The sequence below is a fragment of the Aeromicrobium sp. YIM 150415 genome, from assembly GCF_016918125.1.
Classification (GTDB): Bacteria; Actinomycetota; Actinomycetes; order Propionibacteriales; family Nocardioidaceae; genus Aeromicrobium; species Aeromicrobium piscarium.
The window spans coordinates 38,252-60,031 of sequence record NZ_JAERWM010000028.1 but is presented as its reverse complement, the minus strand read 5'-3'; the positions used below and the strand labels follow the sequence as shown (position 1 = coordinate 60,031).

The 21,780-nt window shown below is 67.8% G+C and carries 27 protein-coding genes; 11 read left to right on the top strand and 16 right to left on the bottom strand.

The genetic code is table 11. The annotated features are described in order from the left end of the window. Positions 1-2: 2 nt before the first annotated feature. Genes JL108_RS17140 through JL108_RS17130 form a run of 3 tightly spaced genes read right to left on the bottom strand, consistent with a single transcriptional unit; the run spans position 3 to position 2,190 of the window. Positions 3-521 (bottom strand): hypothetical protein, encoded by a 519-nt coding sequence (locus JL108_RS17140; RefSeq protein ID WP_205199355.1) that lies wholly within the window; start codon positions 519-521, stop codon positions 3-5. Then, positions 518-1,789 carry a CynX/NimT family MFS transporter gene (locus tag JL108_RS17135; RefSeq protein ID WP_205199354.1) on the bottom strand — a complete coding sequence of 424 codons (1,272 nt, stop codon included), beginning with the start codon at positions 1,787-1,789 and terminating at the stop codon, positions 518-520. Before JL108_RS17135 ends, JL108_RS17140 begins: the two co-directional genes overlap by 4 nt. Continuing rightward, positions 1,786-2,190, bottom strand: coding sequence for a DUF2000 domain-containing protein (locus JL108_RS17130; protein WP_205199353.1), 405 nt, complete (start codon positions 2,188-2,190; stop codon positions 1,786-1,788). The genes JL108_RS17135 and JL108_RS17130 overlap by 4 nt, the downstream gene beginning before the upstream one ends. A gap of 100 nt (positions 2,191-2,290) precedes the next feature. Here JL108_RS17130 and JL108_RS17125 point away from each other — a divergent pair, with 100 nt between their 5' ends. Beyond that, positions 2,291-2,752 (top strand): Lrp/AsnC family transcriptional regulator, encoded by a 462-nt coding sequence (locus JL108_RS17125; RefSeq protein ID WP_307837309.1) that lies wholly within the window; start codon positions 2,291-2,293, stop codon positions 2,750-2,752. Between the two features lie 271 nt (positions 2,753-3,023). Here the strand turns inward: JL108_RS17125 and JL108_RS17120 are convergent, their stop codons facing one another. After that, positions 3,024-3,605 (bottom strand): TetR/AcrR family transcriptional regulator, encoded by a 582-nt coding sequence (locus JL108_RS17120; protein ID WP_205199351.1) that lies wholly within the window; start codon positions 3,603-3,605, stop codon positions 3,024-3,026. 88 nt (positions 3,606-3,693) lie between these two features. Here JL108_RS17120 and JL108_RS17115 point away from each other — a divergent pair, with 88 nt between their 5' ends. Continuing rightward, on the top strand, positions 3,694-4,545 hold the full coding sequence (locus JL108_RS17115) for an SDR family NAD(P)-dependent oxidoreductase (RefSeq protein WP_205199350.1): 852 nt from the start codon (positions 3,694-3,696) through the stop codon (positions 4,543-4,545). A 139-nt stretch (positions 4,546-4,684) separates the two neighbouring features. Here the strand turns inward: JL108_RS17115 and JL108_RS17110 are convergent, their stop codons facing one another. Together JL108_RS17110 and JL108_RS17105 are read right to left on the bottom strand one after the other, a co-directional pair. Next, positions 4,685-5,017, bottom strand: coding sequence for a nuclear transport factor 2 family protein (locus JL108_RS17110; RefSeq protein WP_205199349.1), 333 nt, complete (start codon positions 5,015-5,017; stop codon positions 4,685-4,687). 29 nt (positions 5,018-5,046) lie between these two features. Continuing rightward, a complete protein-coding gene (locus JL108_RS17105) occupies positions 5,047-5,802 on the bottom strand; it encodes an SDR family oxidoreductase (RefSeq protein ID WP_205199348.1) in 756 nt (251 codons plus the stop codon). 70 nt (positions 5,803-5,872) lie between these two features. Between JL108_RS17105 and JL108_RS17100 the strand changes: the two genes are divergently transcribed. Beyond that, positions 5,873-6,556 (top strand): TetR/AcrR family transcriptional regulator, encoded by a 684-nt coding sequence (locus tag JL108_RS17100; protein WP_205199347.1) that lies wholly within the window; start codon positions 5,873-5,875, stop codon positions 6,554-6,556. Between the two features lie 3 nt (positions 6,557-6,559). Here JL108_RS17100 and JL108_RS17095 read toward each other — a convergent pair whose 3' ends face one another. The 5 genes from JL108_RS17095 to JL108_RS20560 all read right to left on the bottom strand — a co-directional run bounded on the left by JL108_RS17095 (position 6,560) and on the right by JL108_RS20560 (position 9,443). Further along, positions 6,560-7,183 carry a dihydrofolate reductase family protein gene (locus JL108_RS17095; protein ID WP_205199346.1) on the bottom strand — a complete coding sequence of 208 codons (624 nt, stop codon included), beginning with the start codon at positions 7,181-7,183 and terminating at the stop codon, positions 6,560-6,562. Further along, a complete protein-coding gene (locus tag JL108_RS17090; protein ID WP_205199345.1) occupies positions 7,183-7,680 on the bottom strand; it encodes an SRPBCC domain-containing protein in 498 nt (165 codons plus the stop codon). Before JL108_RS17090 ends, JL108_RS17095 begins: the two co-directional genes overlap by 1 nt. Before the next feature lie 3 nt (positions 7,681-7,683). Then, entirely contained in the window at positions 7,684-8,025 is a 342-nt protein-coding gene (locus JL108_RS17085; RefSeq protein WP_143914538.1) for a helix-turn-helix transcriptional regulator, read from the bottom strand. A 72-nt stretch (positions 8,026-8,097) separates the two neighbouring features. Next, positions 8,098-8,643, bottom strand: coding sequence for a CGNR zinc finger domain-containing protein (locus JL108_RS17080; RefSeq protein ID WP_205199344.1), 546 nt, complete (start codon positions 8,641-8,643; stop codon positions 8,098-8,100). Between the two features lie 209 nt (positions 8,644-8,852). Further along, on the bottom strand, positions 8,853-9,443 hold the full coding sequence (locus JL108_RS20560; RefSeq protein ID WP_307837308.1) for an XRE family transcriptional regulator: 591 nt from the start codon (positions 9,441-9,443) through the stop codon (positions 8,853-8,855). 98 nt (positions 9,444-9,541) lie between these two features. On the opposite strand from JL108_RS20560, the gene JL108_RS17070 reads away from it, so the two are divergent. Together JL108_RS17070 and JL108_RS17065 are read left to right on the top strand one after the other, a co-directional pair. Continuing rightward, positions 9,542-10,975 (top strand): MFS transporter, encoded by a 1,434-nt coding sequence (locus JL108_RS17070; protein ID WP_205199343.1) that lies wholly within the window; start codon positions 9,542-9,544, stop codon positions 10,973-10,975. A gap of 124 nt (positions 10,976-11,099) precedes the next feature. After that, the gene (locus JL108_RS17065; RefSeq protein ID WP_205199342.1) at positions 11,100-13,196 is read left to right on the top strand and encodes an ATP-binding protein; all 2,097 of its coding nucleotides are present in this window, start codon (positions 11,100-11,102) and stop codon (positions 13,194-13,196) included. Here JL108_RS17065 and JL108_RS17060 read toward each other — a convergent pair. Further along, a complete protein-coding gene (locus JL108_RS17060; RefSeq protein ID WP_205199341.1) occupies positions 13,166-13,759 on the bottom strand; it encodes a hypothetical protein in 594 nt (197 codons plus the stop codon). The two genes, JL108_RS17065 and JL108_RS17060, sit on opposite strands and share 31 nt — an antisense overlap. Further along, a complete protein-coding gene (locus JL108_RS17055) occupies positions 13,752-14,258 on the bottom strand; it encodes a pyruvoyl-dependent arginine decarboxylase (protein WP_185973188.1) in 507 nt (168 codons plus the stop codon). Before JL108_RS17055 ends, JL108_RS17060 begins: the two co-directional genes overlap by 8 nt. A 160-nt stretch (positions 14,259-14,418) precedes the next feature. Between JL108_RS17055 and JL108_RS17050 the strand changes: the two genes are divergently transcribed. Next, positions 14,419-14,820, top strand: a complete 402-nt coding sequence (locus JL108_RS17050) for a response regulator (RefSeq protein ID WP_143914545.1) — start codon at positions 14,419-14,421, stop codon at positions 14,818-14,820. 4 nt (positions 14,821-14,824) lie between these two features. On the opposite strand, the gene JL108_RS17045 is transcribed toward JL108_RS17050, so the two are convergent. Both JL108_RS17045 and JL108_RS17040 read right to left on the bottom strand, forming a co-directional pair. Continuing rightward, positions 14,825-15,214 (bottom strand): DUF1304 domain-containing protein, encoded by a 390-nt coding sequence (locus JL108_RS17045; protein WP_205199340.1) that lies wholly within the window; start codon positions 15,212-15,214, stop codon positions 14,825-14,827. Positions 15,215-15,269: 55 nt separating this feature from the next. Then, complete coding sequence (locus tag JL108_RS17040; RefSeq protein ID WP_205199339.1) at positions 15,270-16,097, bottom strand: AraC family transcriptional regulator; 828 nt, start codon at positions 16,095-16,097, stop codon at positions 15,270-15,272. Between the two features lie 163 nt (positions 16,098-16,260). Between JL108_RS17040 and JL108_RS17035 the strand changes: the two genes are divergently transcribed. From JL108_RS17035 to JL108_RS17020, 4 genes are all read left to right on the top strand, one after another. Next, complete coding sequence (locus JL108_RS17035; RefSeq protein ID WP_205199338.1) at positions 16,261-17,295, top strand: ABC transporter substrate-binding protein; 1,035 nt, start codon at positions 16,261-16,263, stop codon at positions 17,293-17,295. Between the two features lie 62 nt (positions 17,296-17,357). Further along, the gene (locus JL108_RS17030; RefSeq protein ID WP_205199337.1) at positions 17,358-18,326 is read left to right on the top strand and encodes an iron ABC transporter permease; all 969 of its coding nucleotides are present in this window, start codon (positions 17,358-17,360) and stop codon (positions 18,324-18,326) included. Beyond that, positions 18,323-19,357, top strand: coding sequence for an iron chelate uptake ABC transporter family permease subunit (locus JL108_RS17025; protein WP_205199336.1), 1,035 nt, complete (start codon positions 18,323-18,325; stop codon positions 19,355-19,357). The genes JL108_RS17030 and JL108_RS17025 overlap by 4 nt, the downstream gene beginning before the upstream one ends. Beyond that, on the top strand, positions 19,354-20,142 hold the full coding sequence (locus JL108_RS17020) for an ABC transporter ATP-binding protein (RefSeq protein ID WP_205199335.1): 789 nt from the start codon (positions 19,354-19,356) through the stop codon (positions 20,140-20,142). The genes JL108_RS17025 and JL108_RS17020 overlap by 4 nt, the downstream gene beginning before the upstream one ends. 40 nt (positions 20,143-20,182) lie before the next feature. Here the strand turns inward: JL108_RS17020 and JL108_RS17015 are convergent, their stop codons facing one another. Next, positions 20,183-20,533: a hypothetical protein gene (locus tag JL108_RS17015; protein ID WP_205199334.1), complete on the bottom strand. Its 351-nt coding sequence runs from the start codon at positions 20,531-20,533 to the stop codon at positions 20,183-20,185. A gap of 32 nt (positions 20,534-20,565) precedes the next feature. Here JL108_RS17015 and JL108_RS17010 point away from each other — a divergent pair, with 32 nt between their 5' ends. Next, positions 20,566-21,774 (top strand): cupin domain-containing protein, encoded by a 1,209-nt coding sequence (locus JL108_RS17010; RefSeq protein ID WP_205199333.1) that lies wholly within the window; start codon positions 20,566-20,568, stop codon positions 21,772-21,774. Positions 21,775-21,780 lie beyond the last annotated feature (6 nt).

The window sequence follows — 21,780 nt, the reverse complement described above, 5'->3', positions numbered from 1 at the left end:
CGTCACCGCGTCTTCTCCCACACCGTCATCCGGCTGACCTCGAACCGCTTGGCGATCGACATGATGCTCTCACCGCCGACCCGAGCGGTTCTAATAGCTTCTACTTCCTTCTCCGTGAGAGCGGTTCTACTACGTCTACTAGGGTTCTCGACGACCTCGAATCCCTCGTCGAAGACGAGCGGCGGAGACGGCTCGAAGGCCGGAGATCCCTGTAACCATGCGGAATCAAGGCGATCCAGCTGCTGTATGGTTTTCCGTTTGGGTACCTCAGATACCACCAGGGTGTCCTTACTCAAACATATGGACTGAGTAAGCGCCGATGAGTTACTTGAAGATTGAAGGAGTCCGCTGGCATCGCCAGCGGACTCCTTCGTTTTGGTGAGCAGGGTGCCGAAAGGCTCGGCGAGCTCGGTGTCGAGCCGGATACCCGCCGTCAAAGACGACATCGGTCGTGTCAGCCACGGCCATCTCCTCTCAGGCCAGGCCAGACCCACACACCGGTCGACGTCTGTGTCGGTCATTGTTGCGGCTGTTCATATCTTTCCCAGTGGGAGATGTCGTCTTCGAGGGTGCGGTGACGTCGTTCACGGATGCCGGTGACGGTGAGGATAGTCAGGGAGGCTCCTACGAGGGCGTAGGACGCGCCCCATGTGCCGGTCCACGTGTGCAGGAGCCCGAACAGCAGCGGGCCCAGTACGGCGATCGCACCGCCGATACCTTGGACGAAGCCGGATGCGACGGCGGAGCCGGCCGGGGTGCTGCTGTGGGTGTTGATCATGGTTGTGGCGATGATGAACAGGCTGGAGGCGGCGCCGAGGAGGATTACCCAGAGCACCGTGGCGGACCGCGGAGCCATCGCTATCCCGGCGTAGCCGATGACGTAGAGCAGCACGCAGGCTTCCACGAGCGGAGCGGGGTTGCGAAGCCGGATGGTGAGAGTCGGGGCGAAGACGCCGATGATCATGCTGACGCCGATGAGCAGGGACACCATGGTGCCGCCAAATTCCGCGGTGTGCCCCGCATCGATGATGAGGGTCGGCAACCACGTGAAGAGGATGAACACGTTCCACGAGGTCATGCCGAACAGAACGGTGAGATTCCATACCGTCGGTGATCTCCAGGCATGCCTCGGAAGCACACCGACCGGCTTGGCGTCAGCTTCGAGCTGGTTGACATGGTGGTGCGGACGATCTCTGCGGACCCGGTCGGTGATGGCCCAGAGCGCGGCCGCGAGGGCGGCCACGACGGCCCAGACGGCGATGGTGAGACGCCAGCCGATCGAGTTCGCGAATGGCACGGCCAAGAGCGGTGGAAGGAGCGCGCCCAGATGAAGCGCGATCAGATAGACCGAGCTCATCAGGGCAAGGCGGTCGGGAAAGTACTCGCGCACCAGTGGGGGAATGACGACGCCGGCGATGCCCATTCCGGCCAGCGCCACGATGGACAGCAGGATCAGTGATGAGGTGTTGCCCGAAAGGCCGCGTAGGGCGACCCCCGCGGTGGTGATCAGCAGCGCGACGATGGCGGTGTACTCCAGCCCGATGCGGCGGATCAACACGGGGGTGAGCACGCCAAACAATGCGAAGCATGCGGGTGGGAGCATCCCGAAGACCCCGATCGTGCCTGCGCCGAACCCGAACTCGGTGCCGATCCCGTGCAGGAGCGGCGACAGGGACGTGACGGCGGAGCGCAGGTTCAGCGCAGAGACGGCGATCGCGAACAGCGCTGTTGTGCGTCCGGCCCAGAGCGGATATCGCACCGGGCGGTGCGTGCTGGCCGTGGCGGTCATCGGAGCAACCTCAGTCTTCCCGTGAGCCGGTCGACTTGGCGTCTGGGTCCAGTGAGTGCGAGGCCCAGCGGACGCCATCCTCGCTCTGGGTCTTGTAGTCGCTGAGTGTATGTGTCGTAGTCCCGCGAGGAGACGGCTGCGTCCGTGACATCCAGCACCGTGATACCGGGATGATCTGACGCGTCCTGGTAGAGCCGGCTGAGTACCTCGGCGTCCGCGGCCAGCACTGGGAGCCCGATGGTGCTCATGCCGTGGTGGGAGCGGCCCGAGGCATCTACAACGGCGGGCCCGACGATTCCGTCGATGTGGTGCCCGACACCGATACCGAGGAGCCCGATGACGTTGGCTGCCACCCCGTGCTCGATTCCTTCGTCAACGATGATCACCAGTTTATTTGCCACGAGACCTCACTAGTTAGCGTTTTTCCGATTTAAGCGTACATATGATTCGGCTATACTCGATAAAGACCGAAACTAGTTCGGTCCCGCAGCTTCGGAGGGTGTGTTGGACGAAATAGATCGCACGATCGTGCGGCGTCTGCAGCAAAATGCTCGACTCAGCAACCGGCAGCTCGCGCGCGAGCTAGGTGTCGCCGATTCCACCTGCCTGGCTCGGGTGGCGGCGCTTCAGGACCGTGGTGTCATAACCGGCTTCCACGCGACGGTCGACCTCGGCGAGATCGGGAGGGGCGTGCAGGCGCACGTGTCGATCAAGATCCGACCCCAGGCGCTTCCGACTGCGTCTGCCTTCTGCGACGCGGTCGAGGGTCTCCCCGATGTGGTCGCCGTGTATATGGTCACCGGCGAGGCTGACCTCATTGCCTATGTCGCGGTCTCGAGTACCGATGAGCTGCGCGAGTTCGTTCTGCGGCTCGCCCGTCGCCCCGAGATCGCCGACATCAGGTCCTCGATCATTTATCTCAGCCGACGCGCCGATGTCATCGAACCCATCGAGGGAAGTTGAGAACGTCACGCTTCCGCCGGGAGGCGAGGCTCGCACCTTCACGTCATCGCTGAGGCTCAAGCCCTTGAGTCCCCTCGCCATCGCCTTCGACGGCCGCATCTACCCCTTGAGCGATCGAAAGAGGCCAGTGAACAGCGGCACCGAGAATCTGAACACCCTGACGAGGTTCTCGCCGACTAGGACACATCGGCCGTTGCTCGCTGATCGAGTCAGCAGCGGCTCTCGGATCGAACCGTGCTGCGCAGGCGCGGCCGCATCGCAGTGTGGAGCTCTAGGCGAAGGGGCGAATGGCCTTCATCGTCTCGTCGAGCAGCGCGCCGAGAGAGTCGCGCGCGTCGGGTTTGAGCCAGTGCTCCTGTGCGACGTGCAGGCAGGCGATCGCAGAAGCAACGACGGCTTCGACGTGGATCGCAGTCCGTTGATCGTTGGGGAGTCGTGGCCCTAGCGTTCTGGCGATCCCGCTCGTCCACATCGCGTCTTTAGCGCGCTGTAGGTGTGGGTGTTGAAGCATCAGCCTTCCAAGAGCATGGGCCTGCCGATCGGTGTCGGCTTGGTGGACGAGGGTGTCGAAGGCGCGTCGTAGCGCCAGCCAGGCGGTCTCGTCGTCGGGACGTGCTTCGAGTGCCTCGGCGACGGTTTCGCCGACGATCGCCAGCCCCGCGGCGAGCGCATCATCTTTGCTGGCGAAGTAGCGAAAATAGCTGCGCCGGGAGATACCGGCCGCTTGGGCGATCTCTTCGACGGTGGTCTCCTCGAACCCCTGGTCGAGGAACAGCTCCATCGCTGCCTTGGCGATCTCGGCTCGCACTGCACGGCGTGTGCGTTCCCTCAGGCTCTCTCCTGTAGTGCTCACCCGCCCATGTTACTTTGAAGAGTTATCTATGGCACTGTAGTGTCAATAGAGACATTGAAGTGCAGGGCGAGAGGGAGTGACAGGCACGATGAGTGAACGGACGATCGTGATCACCGGGGGTTCTGACGGGATCGGTGCGGAGGCGGCGCGGCAGGTGAGACGATCGCAGGCGTCCGCAAGGATCGTCCTGGTAGGCAGATCGCCGGAGAAGACGACAGCCGTGGCCCGCGAGATCGGCGCGGATCATTGTGTAGCGGACTACACCCGCCTCGATGATGTGCGCCGGGTTGCGGCGGAAATCCGGTCGACGGTCGATCGAATCGATGTGCTTGCGAACAACGCCGGCGGTGTGTTCGGCGAGCGGGCGGTCACAGAGGACGGGAACGAGAAGACCTTCCAGGTCAACCTGCTCGCCCCCTTCCTGCTGACGCATCTGCTGCTCGACCCGTTGCGGGCGGGAGAGGGCGGGGTGATCAACACCTCCAGCGCGTCGGCCCGGATCGTCGGCAAGGTCGATATCGAGGACCTCAACCATGAGAAGCGCTACGCGCCGATGCGCGCGTACGGCGACGCGAAGCTCGCGAACATCCTGTTTGCGCTGGGCCTGGACCGTCATCACCGGGTACAGGGCATCAGGGCCGCCGCCTTCGATCCCGGCAATGTGCGCACGAGCTTCGGGGCGGAGAACAACGACTTCCTCACCCGCCTGCTGTACCGCACGCCGCTGTCGAAGCTGGCACTGATCGCACCGGAGAAGGGTGGGGCGAACCTCGCGTTCTTTCTGAACGGCCGCCCTGGCGTCGACTGGCAGGCCGGTCGCTTCTACGCCCAGACCAAGCCCGCCTCCCGCCGCCAGACGAACAAGCAGGCCTTCGACGAGGGGCTCATCGAAGAGTTCTGGCGACGCGTGCACGGGCTGCTGGGCATCGCGGAAGGCTGACCGCCGCCGAGGCGGGTCGAGTCTTCGGCTCGCAACCCCGGCAACCTGGTGCGCTGCTCAGTAACTCGTCCTGGGCCGGTAGTCGGCCTGAGGGGGCGATGTACGACCGTGGTCTAGACCGGGTCGGGAGGGCCGGCTGCTAGCCCTCGCGGATGGTCATCGAGGTGAGCTTGTCGCCGTCGACCGTGAAGGTGAAGGCCGAGCGGCCGTTGGCGTGCTGGGAGCGCCAGTCGCCGGTGACGGTGACCGCGTCGGGGGCCTCGGTGGCGACCTCCTCGACCGTGAGGGTTCCGTGTGAACCGATGAACTCCTTGTCGCTCCAGGCCTTGATCTGCTCGCGCCCGGTGAAGGTGCGTCCCCAGTCGTCCACGACCCCCTCCGGGGTGAAGAAGTCGAGGAAGGCGGCCTCGTCGTGACGGTTGACGGCATCGACGAAGGAGGCGACGGGCTCGGGAAGGGTGATGTCTGCCATGGTGTTGCTCCTTGCTTCGTTGCGGTGTCTCAGCGGGTGGTGTAGCCGCCGTTGGCGAAGATCGTCTGTCCGGTGATCCACCATCCCTCGGTGGCGAGGAAACGGACGATCGGGGCGATGTCCTCGATCTGAGTGAGCTGGCCGCCCATGGCCTGCGACTGGTGGAACTCGACCCGCTCGGGGGTCTCTTGGCCGTAGAAGAACGGGGTGTCCATCGGCCCGGGAGCGATCGCGGTGACGGAGATGCCTCGGTCGGCGAACTCCTTTGCCGCGGCCCGCGTGAAGTGCTCGACCGGGGACTTGCCACCGGCGTAGGTGGAGTACCCGTCGGTGAACGCGGCCAGTAGCGAGGTGACGATCGTGATGATCTTGCCGCCATCGGCGACGTGCTTGCCGGCCTCCTTGATGAAGAAGTAGGCCGCCTTGGAATTGATATCGAACATCGAGTCGTACTCGTCCTCGGTGGTCTCCATGATCGGCTTGCGCAGCACCTTGCCGGCGGTGTTCACGGCGATGTCGATGGTGCCGAGGGCTGTCTCAGCATCGCTGAAGAGCCGCTCGATGTTGGCGGGCCTGGTCAGGTCGCCCGAGAGGATCACGCCGCGGGCGCCGGCGGCCTCGACGGCCGCGAGCGTCTTCTCCGCTTCGGGCCGGCTGGTCTCTGAGTTGTAGTGGATCGCGGTATTCGCTCCCGCTTCGGCGGCCTGGCGGGCGATGAGCCCGCCGAGATTCTTGCCGCCGCCGGCGATCAGCACGTTCTTCCCCGTCAGGGTGCGGTCGGTCATGGTCGACTCCTCCTCAGCGTATCGATGAGATGTATATCTATATCGACGATATGTACGTTACTGTAGCAGTGTGCCACCTGAGTTGCATACCGATACACGCACCCGGCTGTTGAACGCCGCGGCAGAGATGATCGCCGCGTCGCCGGGCGAGGATGTCTCGCTGCGTGCGATCTGCGCCGCGGTCGGCGTGAAGATGCCGACCCTGTACCACTTCTTCGGCAGTAAGCGGGGTCTGATCGAGGCGGTCATCGAGCGCGGCTTCGACATGTACCTCGAAGCGAAGGCCTCGACGGAGTCCTCGGGCGATCCGATCCAGGACATCCGCGCCGGCTGGGATGCCCATGTCGCCTTCGGCCTGGAGAACCCGGGCTTCTACACGCTCATGTACGGCACCGTCCAGCCCGGCTACTCACCGGCCGCCCAGTCGCGGCCCAGTGAGATCCTGCGCTCGATCACCCGGCAGGCCGCCGAACAGGGTCGCCTGGTCGTCACGCCCGAGCAGGCGGCCGCCCATGTGCTGGTGGCGAATATCGGCGTCACATTGCGACAGATCGTGCTCGATGAGGAGGATCGCGCCTTGTCGGTGGCGATCCGCGAAGGCGTCATCGCCGCCATCACGGGAGCGGCTGCCCTGGGCGGAGACTCCGACGCGGTGCGTGACCTCATCGAGCGGGCGGCCGCCCGCCCTGAGGTCCTGGGGCCCACGGAGACGCGACTCTTCATCGAATGGGCACAGCGCCTCGACGGTGCGTGAGCGTCAGTCTCGCGGACGCACGCGATAGGTCAGATGCGTCGCCCGCGGGGAGGATTCGGAGCCGATCTGCTCCAGGGCGATGCTGCCCGCGTCGATGCCTTCGAAGAGCCGGACGCCGGCGCCGAAGAGCACGGGGGAAAGGGCGAGGTGGAACTCGTCGACGAGTCCGGCGTTGAGGTAGCTCAGGATCGTCTCACCCCCACCGGAGATGCGGATGTCGCGGTCGCCGGCGGCTTCACGGGCCTGCTCGAGCGCGCTGCGTATCCCGTCGTTGACGAAGTGGAACGTGGTCCCTCCCTGCCGTTCCCACGGGTCACGCACCTCCTGGGTCACGACGAACACCGGTGAGCGGAAGGGCGGCGTCTCCGGCCACGCGTGCTCGCCGGCGTCGAACATGTGCTTGCCCATCACCTGCGCGCCGGTGCGCTCGAAGGTCGCGCGCAGGAGGTCGTTGTCGCGACCTTCCTCGCCCCCCTCGCCGAGCTGCAGGCGCTCGCGCATGTACCTCAGCGGGAAGACCCACGCCTGGAGCTCCATCCACTGCTTGCCCATCAACTCCTCGGGGGACTCGGGTGCGATGTACCCGTCCAGCGACATCGAGACGCTGAAGAACACCTTCCCGGACATCAGTTCCCGACCCCCTTGCGCACGCCGTCCGTGACATAGGCGTCCAGGGCCGCCAGGGTCTGCCGGCCACCTTCGACGGCGCGGTACTTCTCCGCGGCCTCATTGCGGTGCTCCGTGGTGGGGAACACGGTGCGCAGCTCCACCCGCGTCGACGACCCGACCGTCTCGAAGATGAGGAAGGAGTCGAAGGCGTTCGGATCATCGCGGTGCTCGCCGTGCACCAGGGCGATCCGTTCGGGCGGGACGATCTCGGTCCAGGTGATCCACTCGGGGTAGATGGTCTCGTCCGGCCCCCGCATCGTGAAGACCCACTCCCCGCCGACGTCGAACGCGAAGGACCTGGTCACCGTGGTGAAGCCTTCTGGTCCCCACCAGTGGGAGAGGTGGCGCTCCTCGGTGAACGCCTCGAACACCAGCTCTCGGGGTGCGTCGATGACTCGCGAGACGACGATCTCCCGGCCGGCCGTCGTCGAATCCTCGTGCCGTGCTCCGCCCATCGGCTATTCCTTCTCTCGTGTGTGCTTCAGGTCCTGTACATAGGCATCGAGTCGCTCGAAGCTCTCGTTCCAGAACTGCTCGAACCCGCCCGTCCACTCGTGGATCGGCCGGAGTCCGTGCGCGTCCAGGCTGTAGAGGCGCTGCTTGCCGGCCCTCCGGTCCCGCACGAGCCCGACTTCACGCAACACCCGCAGGTGCTTGGATGCCCCGGGCTGGGTGAACCCCAGCTCCCGCGCCACCTCCGTGGCCGCTCGTTCGCCGTCGCGCAGAAGGGTCAGGATCTCCCGTCGTTGCGGCTCGGCGATCGCGTTGAACACGTCCGAGGTGGTTGCTGCCCGCGCCATGGAAGCATCATATGCCTATATGGGAAAGTTTCAATAGGCACCACCCGGCGATACGTCTCTGCCCGTCAGTGCTCAGCCGTCCGCGGTCCCGCGGGCCCGGTGCCGGCGGACGGCGGCGCGGTTCGCGCAGCGGACCGAGCAGTATCGCTGTCGGCCGTTGCGGGTGATGTCCACGACGACGGCGCCGCAGGGGTCGCCGGGGGTTTCTCCCGCGGCGCAGCGGCGGAGGCGGTGCATGCCCCGGGTGCTGACATGCAAGGCGGTGCCGACGCTGATGACGGCGAACAGTACGTGCGGCAAGGATCGCGCGTCATCGGAGCGGTAATGCAGGTGCCAGCCCTCGTCGTGGTGGTCGGTCAGTCGCGGGTAGGCAGAGGCGGTCGCCATGTGATCGTTCAGGATGCCGGCGCGTCGGTGGGGGTCGGGCTCGTCGACCACGGTCAACCAGTCGTCGATGACGCCGCGGACCCGCAGGTGGTCCTCGCTGGCCGCCGGGAAGTCGACCGTCATGCCGAAATCCCGGGTGCGCGCCACGATCCCGGCCCGGTCGGCAGGCCAGTCGTTGGCCAGTGACGCGGCCAGGAGGACCGCGTACTCACCGTAAGGGTTGAGATGCATAAGGTCATTACATCACTGTGGAGCCATGACCGCCGCAGCGCACGGCTCCCGAGAGTGGAGCACCACCCCGACTGAAGCCCACGAGCACGGCTGGAGCGTCGAGTCCCGGCACGCCACCTCGGCCGGATACGTCCTCTATGTGCGATGCGCCGACTGTGGGACGCGGCGGGTGGATCTGCAGGAAGGGGACACGCTCCCACCGAGATCGCTCAGTGTCGAGGTGTCCCCGTCGAAGACTCGGTCACGCGGCTGATCGGGGCGTCGCCCTGCGAGCCGAAGATGTGCAGGATCTCCACGGTGTCGTCGTCGACGGGCCCGAACCAGTGCGGTGTCATCGAGTCGAACTCCGCGGTCTCGCCCGCGACCAGCTCGTATTCCTCGCCGTCGAGTTCCAGGCGCAGCCGCCCCGCGAGCACATAGAGCCAGGCGTGCCCCACGTGGCTCACGAGGTGGGGCTCCCGTGGGCCGAGCACGTGTTTGAAGACCTGCAGGCGACCGCGGTGCCGGGTCAGCGGCACTGCGACGCCGCCGGATGTGAGCCGCTGGGGTCGCAGATGGACCCGAGGGTCGCCGGCCGGCGGCATGCCGACGAGCTCGTCGAGCGAGACGCGGTGCACGCGGGCGAGCGGGATGAGGGCATCGAGGGTGGGTTGGCGATGGCCGGTCTCGAGTCTGGACAGCAGACTGACCGAGAGTCCGGTCTCCTGGGCGAGCTCCCGCAGCGCGAGTCCCCGGTTCGTGCGCAGTGACCTGAGTCGTGGACCGACGGCCCGCACGGTCTCGAGTGTGTCCTCCTCCACATCCCGGATTTTTGCAGAGTCTGCAAAACCCCCTGGAAGGGATGTGCTGGGCCGGGGATGATCGTCCCGACCCGCAGGGAGCGTGAAGGGATCGACCGGTGAGAGCGGACACGACGAGCGTCGGGGCACAACGCCGTGCCCCCACCCGGAGACGGCGTTGGACCATCCTCGCGATCTGCGCCCTCGCCCTCTTCCTCGTGGGACTGGACACCACCATCGTCACCGTCGGCCTGCCGCAGATCGGTGAGGGTCTCGGTGTCGAGGCGAACCGCCTGGCCTGGGTCGTCGACGCCTACACGCTGCCGTTCGCGAGCCTGCTCATCACCTCGGGGGCACTCGCCGACCGCTACGGCAGACGACGCGTCTTCCAGTCGGGTCTGGTCGTGTTCGGACTCGCGTCGCTCATGGGCGCCGCGGCGCCTTCGCTCGAGGTCCTGATCGCGGCGCGGGCCGTGCAGGGAGTCGGCGCGTCGATGCTGACACCGGTGGCGCTGTCGATCGTGGTCAACGCGATGCCCGACCCGCGCGAGCGAGCACGGGCGATCGGTGTCTGGGGTGCGGTCTTCGGCCTCAGCATGGCCGCGGGGCCGATCGCCGGCGGCGCCCTCATCGCGGTCTTCGACTGGCGGGCCGTGTTCTGGAGCAGCGCTCCCGTCGTGGCGGCCGCGTTGCTGCTCACGGCGTGGCTCGTCCCGGAGTCGCGGTCCGCCGTCCCACGCCGACTCGACCTCCCGGGTCAGCTGCTGCTGACCGTCTCTCTCGCCGCGGGCGTGGGGATCTTGATCGAGGGACCGCATCTCGGCTGGTCAGCACCACCGATGGCGATCGCCTACGTCGTCCTGCTCGCCGCCGTCGTCGGCCTCGGCATCGTGGAATCGCGCCGCGCCGTGCCTCTGGTGGAGCCGGCCCTGTTCCGGGTCGTGAGCTTCACCGCCGCGATCCTCGGTGCGATCGTCGTCTTCGTCGCCTTCAGCACGACCCTGCTGCTCACCACCACGCTCCTCCAGCAGGAGGGCTGGTCGCCGCTCGCCGCGGGGGCGGCGACGTTACCGATGGCGGCCGCCGCGACCGCCTGCGCGCCTTTGTCGGGTCATCTCGTGAGCAGGGTGGGGGCTCGCCCGCTGCTGCTGATCGCCGGCGGTTGCCTGATCGTCGGCGGAGCCCTGCTGACCAGCCTCGTCGCCGACACGAGGCTGCCCCTGCTGTTCGCCGCCTATGGGGCGATCGGCGCCGGTATCGGCTTCGCCAACGCTCCGATCACGAATACCGCGATCGACGGTCTCCCGCCCGACCGCGCGGGGGTCGCCAGCGCCATGGCATCGACCGCACGCCAGGTCGGTACGGCCGTCGGTATCGCGCTGGCCGGCAGCCTGATCGCCAGTGCTCGCGACTCCGGTGGTCTCACCGGGAGCCTTCTGCCGGGGTGGGCCTGGGTCGCGGCGTGCGGCGTGGGCGTGCTCCTGTGCGCGCTCGCCGCTCCGAGCGAGCGCGCGCCACGTCCCGGCCCGTCCGGCAGGTCCGGCGCCGAATGAGTGCCGCCTTGGCTATCGTCTGTGGTGACCGGGGGATCGACGTCTGCCTTCATGCGACGGATCGCCCCGGTCAGGACACGATCGGAGGGTTCCCATTAACGGCGCAGCGCCCACCACAGCCGTCTTGCCCTCGGGATTCCGTGCGTTCACGTGCGCGGCCGCCGTGGTCGTCGCGGCGGTCGTCGCCCTCACCGTCTTCCTCGGTCTGCAGTCCGGGACCGATGCCGCCGCGGTCGCGGCATCCGCGGGACTGCTGCTCGCCGGTGGCGCCACCGCCGTGAGCTGCTTCCTGCGGTCGCGCCGGTCGCAGCGGCGTCGCCGTGGTTCATGGCGGCTCATCGGGACCGCCGCTCTGGTCGCCGTGTCCGGCAATCTGATCGGGGCCGCCTCGGGCGGCCCCGCCGGGCTCTCCATCCCGCTCAACGACCTCACGATCGCTGCCGCTCTGACGCTGTCGATCATCGCGCTGCTCATGTTCCCGGCCATCCGGTCGCGTCGAGGGCTCGCCGTGCTGGTCCTCGACGGTGTCGTGGCCGGCTCCGCCGTGCTGATCATCGCCAGCTCGCTGATCTACGACAATCTGCTGCTCACCACCAGCGGCGGGCTGGGCGGGCTGACGGTCCTGGTCATCCCGGTACTGGACGTCGTCGTGGCCATGATCGCCGTGCTGCTGCTCGTGCGCTCCAACTCCGCCGACCGCTTGACACTCGCTCTGATCGCATCGGGCTACCTCTTCTACATGATGAGCGACCTGAACTACGCCATCAGCCAGGCCGAGGGCGGCTATGTGTTCGGCACCTGGACCGACCTGGGATGGGTCAGTGGATACGCCCTCATCGGACTGGCCGCATGGGCGCCGGTCCGAAAGGGCAATCCCGCGGTCGCTCGTCCCCGTGTCGCCGAGATCGTCGGCACGGTCACGATCTTCGCCGTGCTGTTGGCGGCCGGGGTCCTGCAGACGGTCAACTCCGGGGGACCGACGACACCTGGCCGCGTCATCCTGTGGATGGTGCTCGTGGCCGCCGCCTGCGGTCGGGAGCTGATCATCAGTCGCGACAGCTACGAGCTGCGCCTGAACCTCGAGCATCGGGTCGCCGCCCAGACCGCGGACCTGCGGCACTGGGCCGAGCAGACGCGCGCGCTCCTCGACAGTGTCGCCGACGGCATCTACGGGGTCGACGTGTCCGGCCGGGTCACCGTCATCAACCGCTCCGCCAGAGAGATGCTCGGTCTCGACGACCGGGTGATCGGGACGGCGCACCCGCATGAGCTGTTCCACGCGCCGGCCCCCGACGGCACCCCGTATCCGATCGAGGAGTGCTACGTCACCGAGGCGATCCGGCACGCGTCCGTCGCCCGCAGCGAGGACGATGTCTACCTGCGCAGCGACGGCACAGAGGTTGCCGTCGAGATCGTGGCGTCCCCGATCGTCGATCCGGCGACCTCGGAGGTCACCGGAGCGGTCGTCGCGTTCAGGGATGTCACTGAACGACGCGAGGTGGAGCGGATGAAGGACCGGTTCCTCTCGGTGGTCAGCCACGAGCTGCGCACCCCGCTGACCTCGATCCGCGGAGGTCTGGGCCTGATCAACAGCGGTGCCCTCGGCGCACTGCCCCCCGAGATCGAGGTGATCGCGGCCAGCGCGGAGGAGAGCGCCGAGCGGCTGGGACGACTCGTCAACGACATCCTCGACGTCGAACGCCTCGCCTCGGGCAACTTCGAGGTCCGTCCCGCGCCCCACTCCGCGGCCTCGCTGATCGAGACCAGCGCGACCGAGCTCGCCTCCCTCGCCCAGCGCGCCGGAGTCACACTCGAAGTCGGGGACGTCGGCGGACGGGTCGTCGCGGACCCGGATCGGGTGGCGCAGGTCCTCGGCAACCTCATCGGCAATGCGATCAAGTTCTCCGAGCCGGGAGACACGGTGCGCATCAGCACCGCTCCGGGGCGTGACGAGGTGGTCTTCGCCGTCGCCGACGAGGGCCGTGGCATCCCGGCCGACCGTCTGGAGGACATCTTCGAGAGGTTTCGCCAGGTCGACTCCTCCGATGCCCGTCTCGAGGGAGGAACCGGACTCGGCCTGGCGATCACCCGGGCGATCGTCACCCAGCTCGGAGGCCGGGTCTGGGCCGAGAGCGACTGGGGCAAGGGCAGCACCTTCCGCTTCACCCTGCCGGTCGCCCCCGATGCCGGTCAGCGGCCGCCGGCGAAGTCCGCGCTGTAGTACGTCTGCACGTCGACCTGCGCCACGGGAACGTCGTCGCCGCCGAGCTGCGCCTTGACGGCCTCGTTGAAGCCCGCGCCGACATTGGCGGCGCACATATCCCAGCCGACCACCGCCCGCTCCGTGAGCGCCGCCTCGACGACCGCCGAGAGCATGGTGGCGAAGACCCCGTTGCGCTGCACACCGGGCACAGTCATCGTGAAGCCGAGATACCAGACCGCGCCGCGGGCGGCGTGCTCGGGATAGCGAGCCAGGTAGAACTCCGGGCTGGCCCACGGCACGGCATCGAGATCGCGCGCGAGCGTCGACATGCCCAGGAAGGAACCGTCGGCCTCCGACAGCGCCACCAGCTTGTCGATGCGCGGGTCGGCCATCTCCTCGACGAACTCCTCCAGCGGCACCACATGCCGTGCGGCGGCCGCCTCGCGGAGAGGGCCGAAGGAGCTCTCGTAGTAGGCATAGAGCTGCTCGGCCTCGGCCGCGGGAACCACGGTCCGCCGCTCGATCCTGACGCCGGGGGCTCGACGGTCGACCGGCTCCGCGCCCGTCACGTCCTCACCCACGAGCCGTACCCCACGACTCGACCGCGTACGTGGCGATGGCCAGCGCGCACACCGGGCTGTCGACGCAGTGCGCTCCGACCACGATCTTGTGCGTGGGGCCGAAGTCACGACCACGTCGCCGGGCCATGTCCTGCAGCGAGAGCTCGATGAGCTCCTCCACCGACTCCTCGCTCCCGCTGTGATGCTCGACGAAGAGCCCGCCGAGCTCTTCGTCGTACACCCAGCCGAGCCCGGCCCAGGCCGACTCTCCGCGCAGCTCCGCATTGGCGGTCGCCATCACGCAGTACAGCTTGTCGCCGTGCTCGGCGGGAAGCGGCTCATCGGCGACCACGACATCAGTGCGCGGCGGTACCACCGAGGACAGCGCGATCAGATTGAAGTCGGCGACGTTCGCGCCGTGCAAGGCATCGTCGAATGCCGAGATCGGCGTCCGCCCGGAGCCCGTCGCGGTGCGTACGGTGATCCGTAGGCGTCCTTCATCAGGTTGTACGTCCGGCACGGGACTCCTCCTAGCATCGCGGCGAACCCGACGGGCCGACGCAGTCTTGTCATGCGCGACTCTATCGAGCGGAACGGCCGCGCGGCGCTCCGGCCGGTAGGCTGAACATCTGGCACAGCGGCTCGCGCTGTCGCCGGACCTTGGATCGCGGAGATACCTGATGACGTCACCCCTCGCTCTCGTCGTCGAAGACGACTCCAGCATCCGTGCTCTCACCGAGATCGCTCTGACACGGCTCGCCGGCTGGCGGGTCATCACGGCCGAACGGGGACGCACGGCGATCGAGCTCGCCCGAGAGCATCGGCCCTCGGTGATCTTGATGGACCTCATGATGCCGGAGATGGACGGCGTGGAGGCCGCTCGCATCCTGCTCGGGGATGCGGCCACCGCCGACATCCCAGTGGTCTTGCTCACCGCCCGTCCGACCTTCGGGGACGAGGACCCGCCGTGGGCGGGCGTGGCGATCCGTGGTGTCATCGCCAAACCCTTCGATCCGATGAGCCTGGCTCGGCAGGTCGCCGACCTGGTGGGCTGGAGCGAGGACTCCATCGCCGACGGCTGAACCGTCAGAACGAGAGTCCCACGGCCAGCGCGATGACGGCGAGGGCTGGAGCGACCCCCTGCTTGGCAGCGGCGGACGCCTTGTCCGGGCTCGACACCAACAGGACGAGCGAGGCCGCCGTCATCGACCCGGAGCCGACGAACACGAGGGTCGAGCCGGCCACGGTCTCGCCCCAGGTGTACAGGACGATGCCGACGCCGGCGGTGATCGCCAGGAACAGGTTGTAGAAGCCCTGATTGAAGGCGAGTTCCTTCTGCGCGGACGCCTGCTCGACGGTCCCGGTGCCGAAGATCCGACGGGCCAGGTCACTGGTCCAAGCGATCGACTCGAGATAGAAGATGAACACGTGCACGAGCGCCGCGACACCCGCCAAGATGAGACCGGCGATCACCATGATCAAGGGCTCCTTCCCGGCACGGATTCGAGTACGATCCGGCCCATCTGCGAGCCTAGTCGAGAGAGTTCGCGAGCAGGGTAGTGTCCCGCCCGTGCCGGTGTTGTTCGCGGGCGTAGGTGGCCGGGGTGACGCCGAAGGCCTCGCGGAAGGCAGTGATGAACCCGCTGGCCGTGCGATAGCCGACCTCCACGGCGGTCGCCTGTACCGAGAGACCGTCGGCCAGGTGAGCCGATGCCGCGATCAAGCGAGCACGCGTCCGCCAGCGGGCGAAGCTCTGGCCGGTCTCGGTGACGAAGGCCCGCATGATGGTCCTCGAGCTCACGCCGAGCTTCTGCGACCACGCGTCGAGTGATGTCGCGTCGTCGGGCTCGGAGAGCAGGTGCTCGGCGATCCGCCGCGCCGCCCAGTGTGCAGGCACGCTGAAGCCGACGCGACGGTCCTCGCTCTCGGCGAGCAGTTCGATCAGCAGTCGGTAGCACGTCTCTCGATGCGGTGCCGTGAGCTGACTCGAACCCACGTGGCGGACCAGCTCCATCAGCAGGGGAGAGGCGGAGATCACCCGAGGTCTCGCCCAGCGCTCGCCCGCGGGGCGAAGGGTCGCGCTGAGGTAGATGCTCACCGTGCTGCCCGGGGCGAGGAGGCGGATCGAGTGCACGGCACCGGCGGGAAACCAGACGAGCGAATCGTTCTGGACGAGCCAGCGTTCTCCCTCGGCGTCCACCTCGAGTCCACCCGACGGGAACCACAGCAATTGGTCGCTGTCGTGGCGATGCGGCGGGTGGTGGGGATCGGCATGTGATCCGCCGAAAAAAGACCACGATGTCACCTTGGGCGGATGCGGCTGCCGGTCTCTCGGCGAATTGCTCTCGGAATAGCTCATGCTGGACATCATCGTGTCATCCTGGCGATGTCAGTGTCATGTCGGAGGCATTGCTGGGACATGGAGGTGAGGATAGTCTTACCTCGCTTTCGCCCGTGGTGGCACCCTCCCAGGAGTGGTCCACGGCGACCAGCCCAGTCCCCCCGTGAGCAGAAAGACCACTATGTCGTCAGTCTCCCTGATCCCTCGTCGCCTTCTTCGCGTCGCGGCCCTCGCCGGTGCCGCCGCAGTGGTGCTCAGCGCCTGTTCGAGCAGCTCCGATGAGAAGGACGACGACTCGAAGGCCTCCGGCGAGGGCACGTTCCCGGTGACGATCGAGCACGCCTACGGAACCACCGAGATCACCGAGGAGCCGACGCGGATCGTCACCCTCGGGCTCTCCGACCAGGATCCGCTGCTGGCCCTCGGTGTCGCCCCGATCGCCGTCAGCCCCTGGTACGGGGACTATGAGTACGCGACCTGGCCGTGGGCGCAGGACGAACTCGGCGATGCGACGCCGGTCGTGCTCAACGACGGTGTCCGCGACGAGGCGAATCCTCCCGTGGAGGAGATCGCCTCCCTCGATCCGGATCTCATCATCTCGCTCTACAACGGCACGACCGAAGAGCAGTACGAGCAGCTCTCCCGCATCGCACCGGTGGTCGTGCCCGATGAGGAGTACACCGACTTCTCGATCACCTGGCAGGAGGCCACCCGGGCGACCGGCGAGGCTCTCGGCCGCGAGGACGATGCCCTGGCCCTGGTCGATGAGCTGGAGGACGCCTTCGCGGATGCCGCCGCCGAGCATCCCGAGTTCGAGGGACAGGAGGTGGCCGTCGGGGAGCGATTCGAGCCGGGCGAGACCGTGCTGCGGACGGGCAACGACGTCCGTGCACGATTCTTCGAGCAGCTCGGCTTCACGATCCCCGAGGAGATCGCCGGAATCACCCCCGATGAGTACGGCGAGCTCATCGTCCCCGATGAGCTGATCACGGAGATCTCCAAGGATCTGCTGGTGTGGAATGTCGGTTTCGCGCCGGAAGAGAAGACGACGATCGAAGGACTGCCGCTGTACTCCCAGCTTCCCGTGGTCGATGAGGACAAGGTCCTCTGGATCGAGGATGAGGTGGTGTCGGGAGCCTTCAGCTGGGGCACGGTCCTCAGCCTCGAGTACGCCCTCGAGGAGCTGCTGCCGCAGATCGACCAGGTGGCGGGCTGAGCGCGAGCCCGGGCCGGCGGACTGCCGGCGGGAGGGGAACACGGCTGGTCGCGCTGACCGCCGTGCTCCTCGTCGCGCTGGCGGTCGTCTGTCTCGCCAGCCTGGTCGTCGGAGCACGCAGCATCCCCCTCGGTGACGTCATCGCCGCCCTCGTCGACCCGACGGGTACGGCGGACCACATCGCCGTGAGAGAGATCCGTGTTCCGCGCACGCTGGTCGGCCTGCTGGTCGGCATCGCGCTCGGGGTCGGCGGAGCCCTCATGCAGGGACATACGAGGAATCCGCTGGCCGATCCGGGGATCCTGGGCGTCACCGCGGGTGCCTCGTTCGCCGTCTGCGTCGGCATCTCCGCTTTCGGGATCACCGCCCTGTCCGGGCAGGTCTGGATCGGGATCCTCGGCGCGCTCGTCGCGAGTGCCGTCGTCTTCGCCGTCGGTTCCTCGGTGGCGGGCCGGGACTCCGCTCCGGTCACCCTCGCGCTCACCGGCATGATCGTGACGGCGATCCTGACCGCCCTCACCAGTGCCGTGCTGCTGCTGGACTCGGCGACCATCACCTCCTTCCGCTTCTGGACGGTCGGCTCACTGGCGGGCCGCGGGCTCGACCAGGTGACGACGGTGCTGCCGTTCTTCCTGCTCGGCCTTCTGGCCGCCCTCGGCGGATCGAGGGCGCTGAACTCGATCGCCCTCGGCGATGAGCTGGCCGCGTCCCTCGGGCATCGTCTGCTGTGGGACCGGCTCCTCGGTGTCGGGGCCGTCGGGCTCTTGACGGCATCGGCGGTGGCGTCGGCGGGACCGATCGTCTTCATCGGCTTGATCGCGCCGCACGTCGCTCGGGCGATCAGCGGACCCGACTACCGCTGGATCGTGCCGCTATCGGGCTTGATCGGTGCCGTCGTCCTGGTGGCAGCCGATGTCCTCGGCCGGGTGGTGATCCATCCCCTCGAGGTGCAGGTCGGCATCATCGCCGCGCTCATCGGTGGGCCACTGTTCATCGCCCTGGTCCGGCGGCGGAAGCTGGCCGCGCTATGACCGGCCGCAGAGCGGCCGTGCGGGTGGGGCGGTGGTCCTTGCCCTGGCGGCCACGGACAGCCGCTACGGCGCTGGCGGTGCTCGCGTCGACCGTCGTCCTCGCCTGCGTGAGCCTCGCCATCGGCGACATGAACATCTCCGTCGGGCGGGTGGCCGCCGTGCTCGTCGGGGGAGGCGACGGCGGTGATCGCTTCATCGTCCTCGATCTGCGACTGCCGCGCCTGGTGGTGACGGTGCTCGTGGGGTTGGCACTCGGACTGTCCGGAGCCGTGGTCCAGAACATCACCCGCAACCCGCTCGCCAGCCCGGATGTGATCGGCATCCTGTCCGGGGCGAGCGCCGGGGCTGTCGCCGCGATCGTCCTCGGCACGTCGAGCACGCTCCTCATCCCCTCGATGGCCATGGCCGGCGGCCTGACCGCGGCGGCGGTCGTCTTCCTCGCCTCCTGGAAAGGCGGTGTCGAGGGGTACCGGATCGTGCTCGTGGGGATCGGCGTCGCGGCCATCTGCTCGGCCCTCACATCGCTGTTGCTGGTCCGGGCTCGGGTGCACGAGGCGGCCCAGGCGGTCGTGTGGCTGACGGGCACGCTCGACGGACGCACCTGGACGCACGCCGTACCCCTGATGATCGTCGTCGGCCTGGTGGTTCCGGTCCTCCTGGTGCTCCTGCACGCCCTGGGCGCGCTGTCGCTCGGGGACGCCACGGCGGGCAGCATCGGAGTCCGCGTCGACAGCGTCCGGGTGGTCGCGCTCGTCGCCGCGACATTGCTGGCCTCGGTGGCGGCAGCGGCCACCGGACCCATCGCCTTCGTGGCCTTCGTGGCTCCGCAGGTGATGATGCGGGTGATCGGATCGCCGACGCCGCCGATCATGGGCTCGGGACTCGGCGGGGCGTTCTTGCTGCTCTCGACGGATGTCATCGCTCGGACCCTCCTGCCGGTCGAGCTGCCCGTGGGCATCGTCACGGTCGTGATCGGCGCGCCCTTCTTCCTGTTCTTGCTCATGGCTCGCCGCCGGAGGTTGACCGTATGACCCGCACGACACGTCTGCACGCCCACGCGGTCGAGGTCGGTTACGGGCCCACGACCGTCCTGAAGGACGTGGACTTCGCCGTACCCGATCGGGCGGTCACGGCCATCATCGGTCCGAATGGATGCGGCAAGTCCACGCTGCTCAAGACGCTGGGACGCACGCTGCGGCCTCGCAGCGGACAGGTCACGCTCGACGGCACCCCGATCCGTCGGATGGCGCCGAGATCCTTCGCGACCGCGGTCGCCACGCTGCCGCAGTCGCCCACCGCTCCGGAGGGCATCACCGTCACCGATCTCGTCGCCCGCGGCCGGCAGCCGCACCAGAGCTGGTTGCGACAGTGGTCCCGCGAGGATGAGGAGAGGGTCCAGGCGGCGTTGCGCCGCACCGGGACCGAGGACTGGGCCCATCGACCACTCGATGAGCTCTCCGGGGGACAACGACAACGAGCCTGGCTGGCCTTCGCTCTCGCACAGGACACCGACATCCTGCTGCTGGACGAACCCACCAGCTCGCTGGATCTCGCCCATGCGATCGACGTGCTCACCCTCGTTCACGCCCTGCACCGTGAGCTGGAACGCACCGTGGTCATGGTCGTCCACGATCTGAATCTGGCCGCCCGCTACGCCCACCATCTCGTGGTCATGGGCGAGGGACGGATCATCGCCGAAGGGCCTCCGGAGGAAGTGCTCTCAGCGCAGCTCCTGGAGGACGTGTTCGGTCTCCGCGCCCAGGTCCTGGCCAATCCCATCGGGCGGGGGATCCTGGTGGTTCCGGCCGACAGATGAGGGCATCGCCTCGGCATGCGGCAGCGGGTCCGGGCTGTTTTCATGGGAGAGGTGAGGACGCGCAGGACCAAGATCCGCCCTCACCACCGAATCCGACCGAGGAGGACGTATGAGCAACCCGAACGATCCCAACGAAACTGAAGGTCCCGCTGACGGTGGCGCGGCGGGTACGCCCGGTGTGCACGATGGTGGTGCCGATGGCGGGGCTGAGGGTCCGGCCGACGGTGGTGCGGCGGGTACGCCCGGTGTGCACGATGGTGGTGCCGATGGCGGGGCTGAGGGTCCGGCCGACGGTGGTGCGGCGGGTACGCCCGGTGTGCACGATGGTGGTGCCGATGGCGGGGCTGAGGGTCCCGCTGACGGTGGGGCCGCGGGTACGCCCGGTGTGCATGACGGTGGTGCCGACGGCGGCGCAGACCGCTCTTGAGCCCAGCTGACGACGCTGGTCAGTACCCCGGAGCCGCCACAGGCCCCGGGGTACTGACATCGCGTCTCATCGACATCCCCCAGCAGCTCTTCGCCGAAGAGCACTGGGGCCGCAAGGCCCTGCTCACGCACCGGGCCGGCGACTTCGCCGATCTCTTCTCGCCGGCCGCCGTCGACGAGCTGATCTCCCGGCGCGGCCTGCGCTCGCCTTTCCTGCGCGTCGCGAAGGACGGCGAGACGCTTCCCGTCTCCTCCTTCACATCGCCCGGCGGAGTGGGCGCGACCATCGGCGACCAGCTCGACGACACCGCCCTGTGGCGGCACCTCGACGCGGGCGCCACGCTCGTCCTGCAGGCCCTTCAACGCACCTGGGAGCCGATTGGCGACTTCGTCACGCGCCTCGCCGAGGAGCTCGGTCACCCCGTGCAGGCCAATGCGTACATCACCCCGCCGCAGAACCAGGGCTTCGACGATCACTACGACGTGCACGACGTCTTCGTCCTGCAGATCAGCGGGACCAAGCGCTGGATCATCCATGAGCCGGTCGTGGACCATCCACTACGCGACCAGCCCTGGACCGATCGCCGCGACGAGGTGGCGGCGGCGGCCACGGACGCCCCGGCGATCGACGCGGTGCTCGAGCCCGGCGATGTCCTCTACCTCCCGCGCGGCTGGCTGCACGCGGCCACGGCACAAGGTGAGGTCTCCATCCACCTCACCCTCGGCGTGCACACCTGGACCGGGCATGCGGTCGCGGAGCAGCTCGCCCAGGCCGTCACCACGATCCTGCGCGACGACCCCGAGATCAGAGCGAGCCTTCCGCTGGGCGTGGAGGAGCTCGATCAGGACATCGTCGACCTGGTGAAGAAGCGCTTCGCCGACGCCCTCGATCAGGCCGATCCCCGGCCCGCCTTCCATCGGACTCGCCGGTCGCAGGCACGGCCGGCTCCCCTCGGGCCCCTCGCGCAGCTGCGGGCGGTGAACGATCTGGGTCCCGACACGCTCGTGAGCTGGCGGGGCGGACTGGACTCCACCGTCACCGGATCCCGGCTGATGACCCGCGTCGGATGGCTGGATCTCACCGATGAGGAGCTAACCGCCGTCCGACGGCTCCTCGATGGCGAGGTGCTGACATGCGGCGAGCTCGGCACCCACCTGACCCGCCGGCTGCTGCGGGCCGGAGTCGTCGTCCCCGTCCAGTCCTGAGGCGCC

Coding starts and splice junctions, on each gene's coding strand:
- JL108_RS17080 (WP_205199344.1), bottom strand. CDS start 8,643: ATGCATCTCAACCCTTACGGTGAGTACGCGGTCCTCCTGGCCGCGTCA.
- JL108_RS17105 (WP_205199348.1), bottom strand. CDS start 5,802: ATGACCGACCGCACCCTGACGGGGAAGAACGTGCTGATCGCCGGCGGC.
- JL108_RS17090 (WP_205199345.1), bottom strand. CDS start 7,680: ATGGGCGGAGCACGGCACGAGGATTCGACGACGGCCGGCCGGGAGATC.
- JL108_RS17025 (WP_205199336.1), top strand. CDS start 18,323: ATGACCGGCCGCAGAGCGGCCGTGCGGGTGGGGCGGTGGTCCTTGCCC.
- JL108_RS17045 (WP_205199340.1), bottom strand. CDS start 15,214: ATGGTGATCGCCGGTCTCATCTTGGCGGGTGTCGCGGCGCTCGTGCAC.
- JL108_RS17050 (WP_143914545.1), top strand. CDS start 14,419: ATGACGTCACCCCTCGCTCTCGTCGTCGAAGACGACTCCAGCATCCGT.
- JL108_RS17085 (WP_143914538.1), bottom strand. CDS start 8,025: ATGGCGCGGGCAGCAACCACCTCGGACGTGTTCAACGCGATCGCCGAG.
- JL108_RS17110 (WP_205199349.1), bottom strand. CDS start 5,017: ATGGCAGACATCACCCTTCCCGAGCCCGTCGCCTCCTTCGTCGATGCC.
- JL108_RS17015 (WP_205199334.1), bottom strand. CDS start 20,533: ATGCACACCGGGCGTACCCGCGGCCCCACCGTCAGCGGGACCCTCAGC.
- JL108_RS17035 (WP_205199338.1), top strand. CDS start 16,261: ATGTCGTCAGTCTCCCTGATCCCTCGTCGCCTTCTTCGCGTCGCGGCC.
- JL108_RS17140 (WP_205199355.1), bottom strand. CDS start 521: ATGACCGACACAGACGTCGACCGGTGTGTGGGTCTGGCCTGGCCTGAG.
- JL108_RS17095 (WP_205199346.1), bottom strand. CDS start 7,183: ATGTCCGGGAAGGTGTTCTTCAGCGTCTCGATGTCGCTGGACGGGTAC.
- JL108_RS17115 (WP_205199350.1), top strand. CDS start 3,694: ATGAGTGAACGGACGATCGTGATCACCGGGGGTTCTGACGGGATCGGT.
- JL108_RS17020 (WP_205199335.1), top strand. CDS start 19,354: ATGACCCGCACGACACGTCTGCACGCCCACGCGGTCGAGGTCGGTTAC.
- JL108_RS17135 (WP_205199354.1), bottom strand. CDS start 1,789: ATGACCGCCACGGCCAGCACGCACCGCCCGGTGCGATATCCGCTCTGG.
- JL108_RS17040 (WP_205199339.1), bottom strand. CDS start 16,097: ATGAGCTATTCCGAGAGCAATTCGCCGAGAGACCGGCAGCCGCATCCG.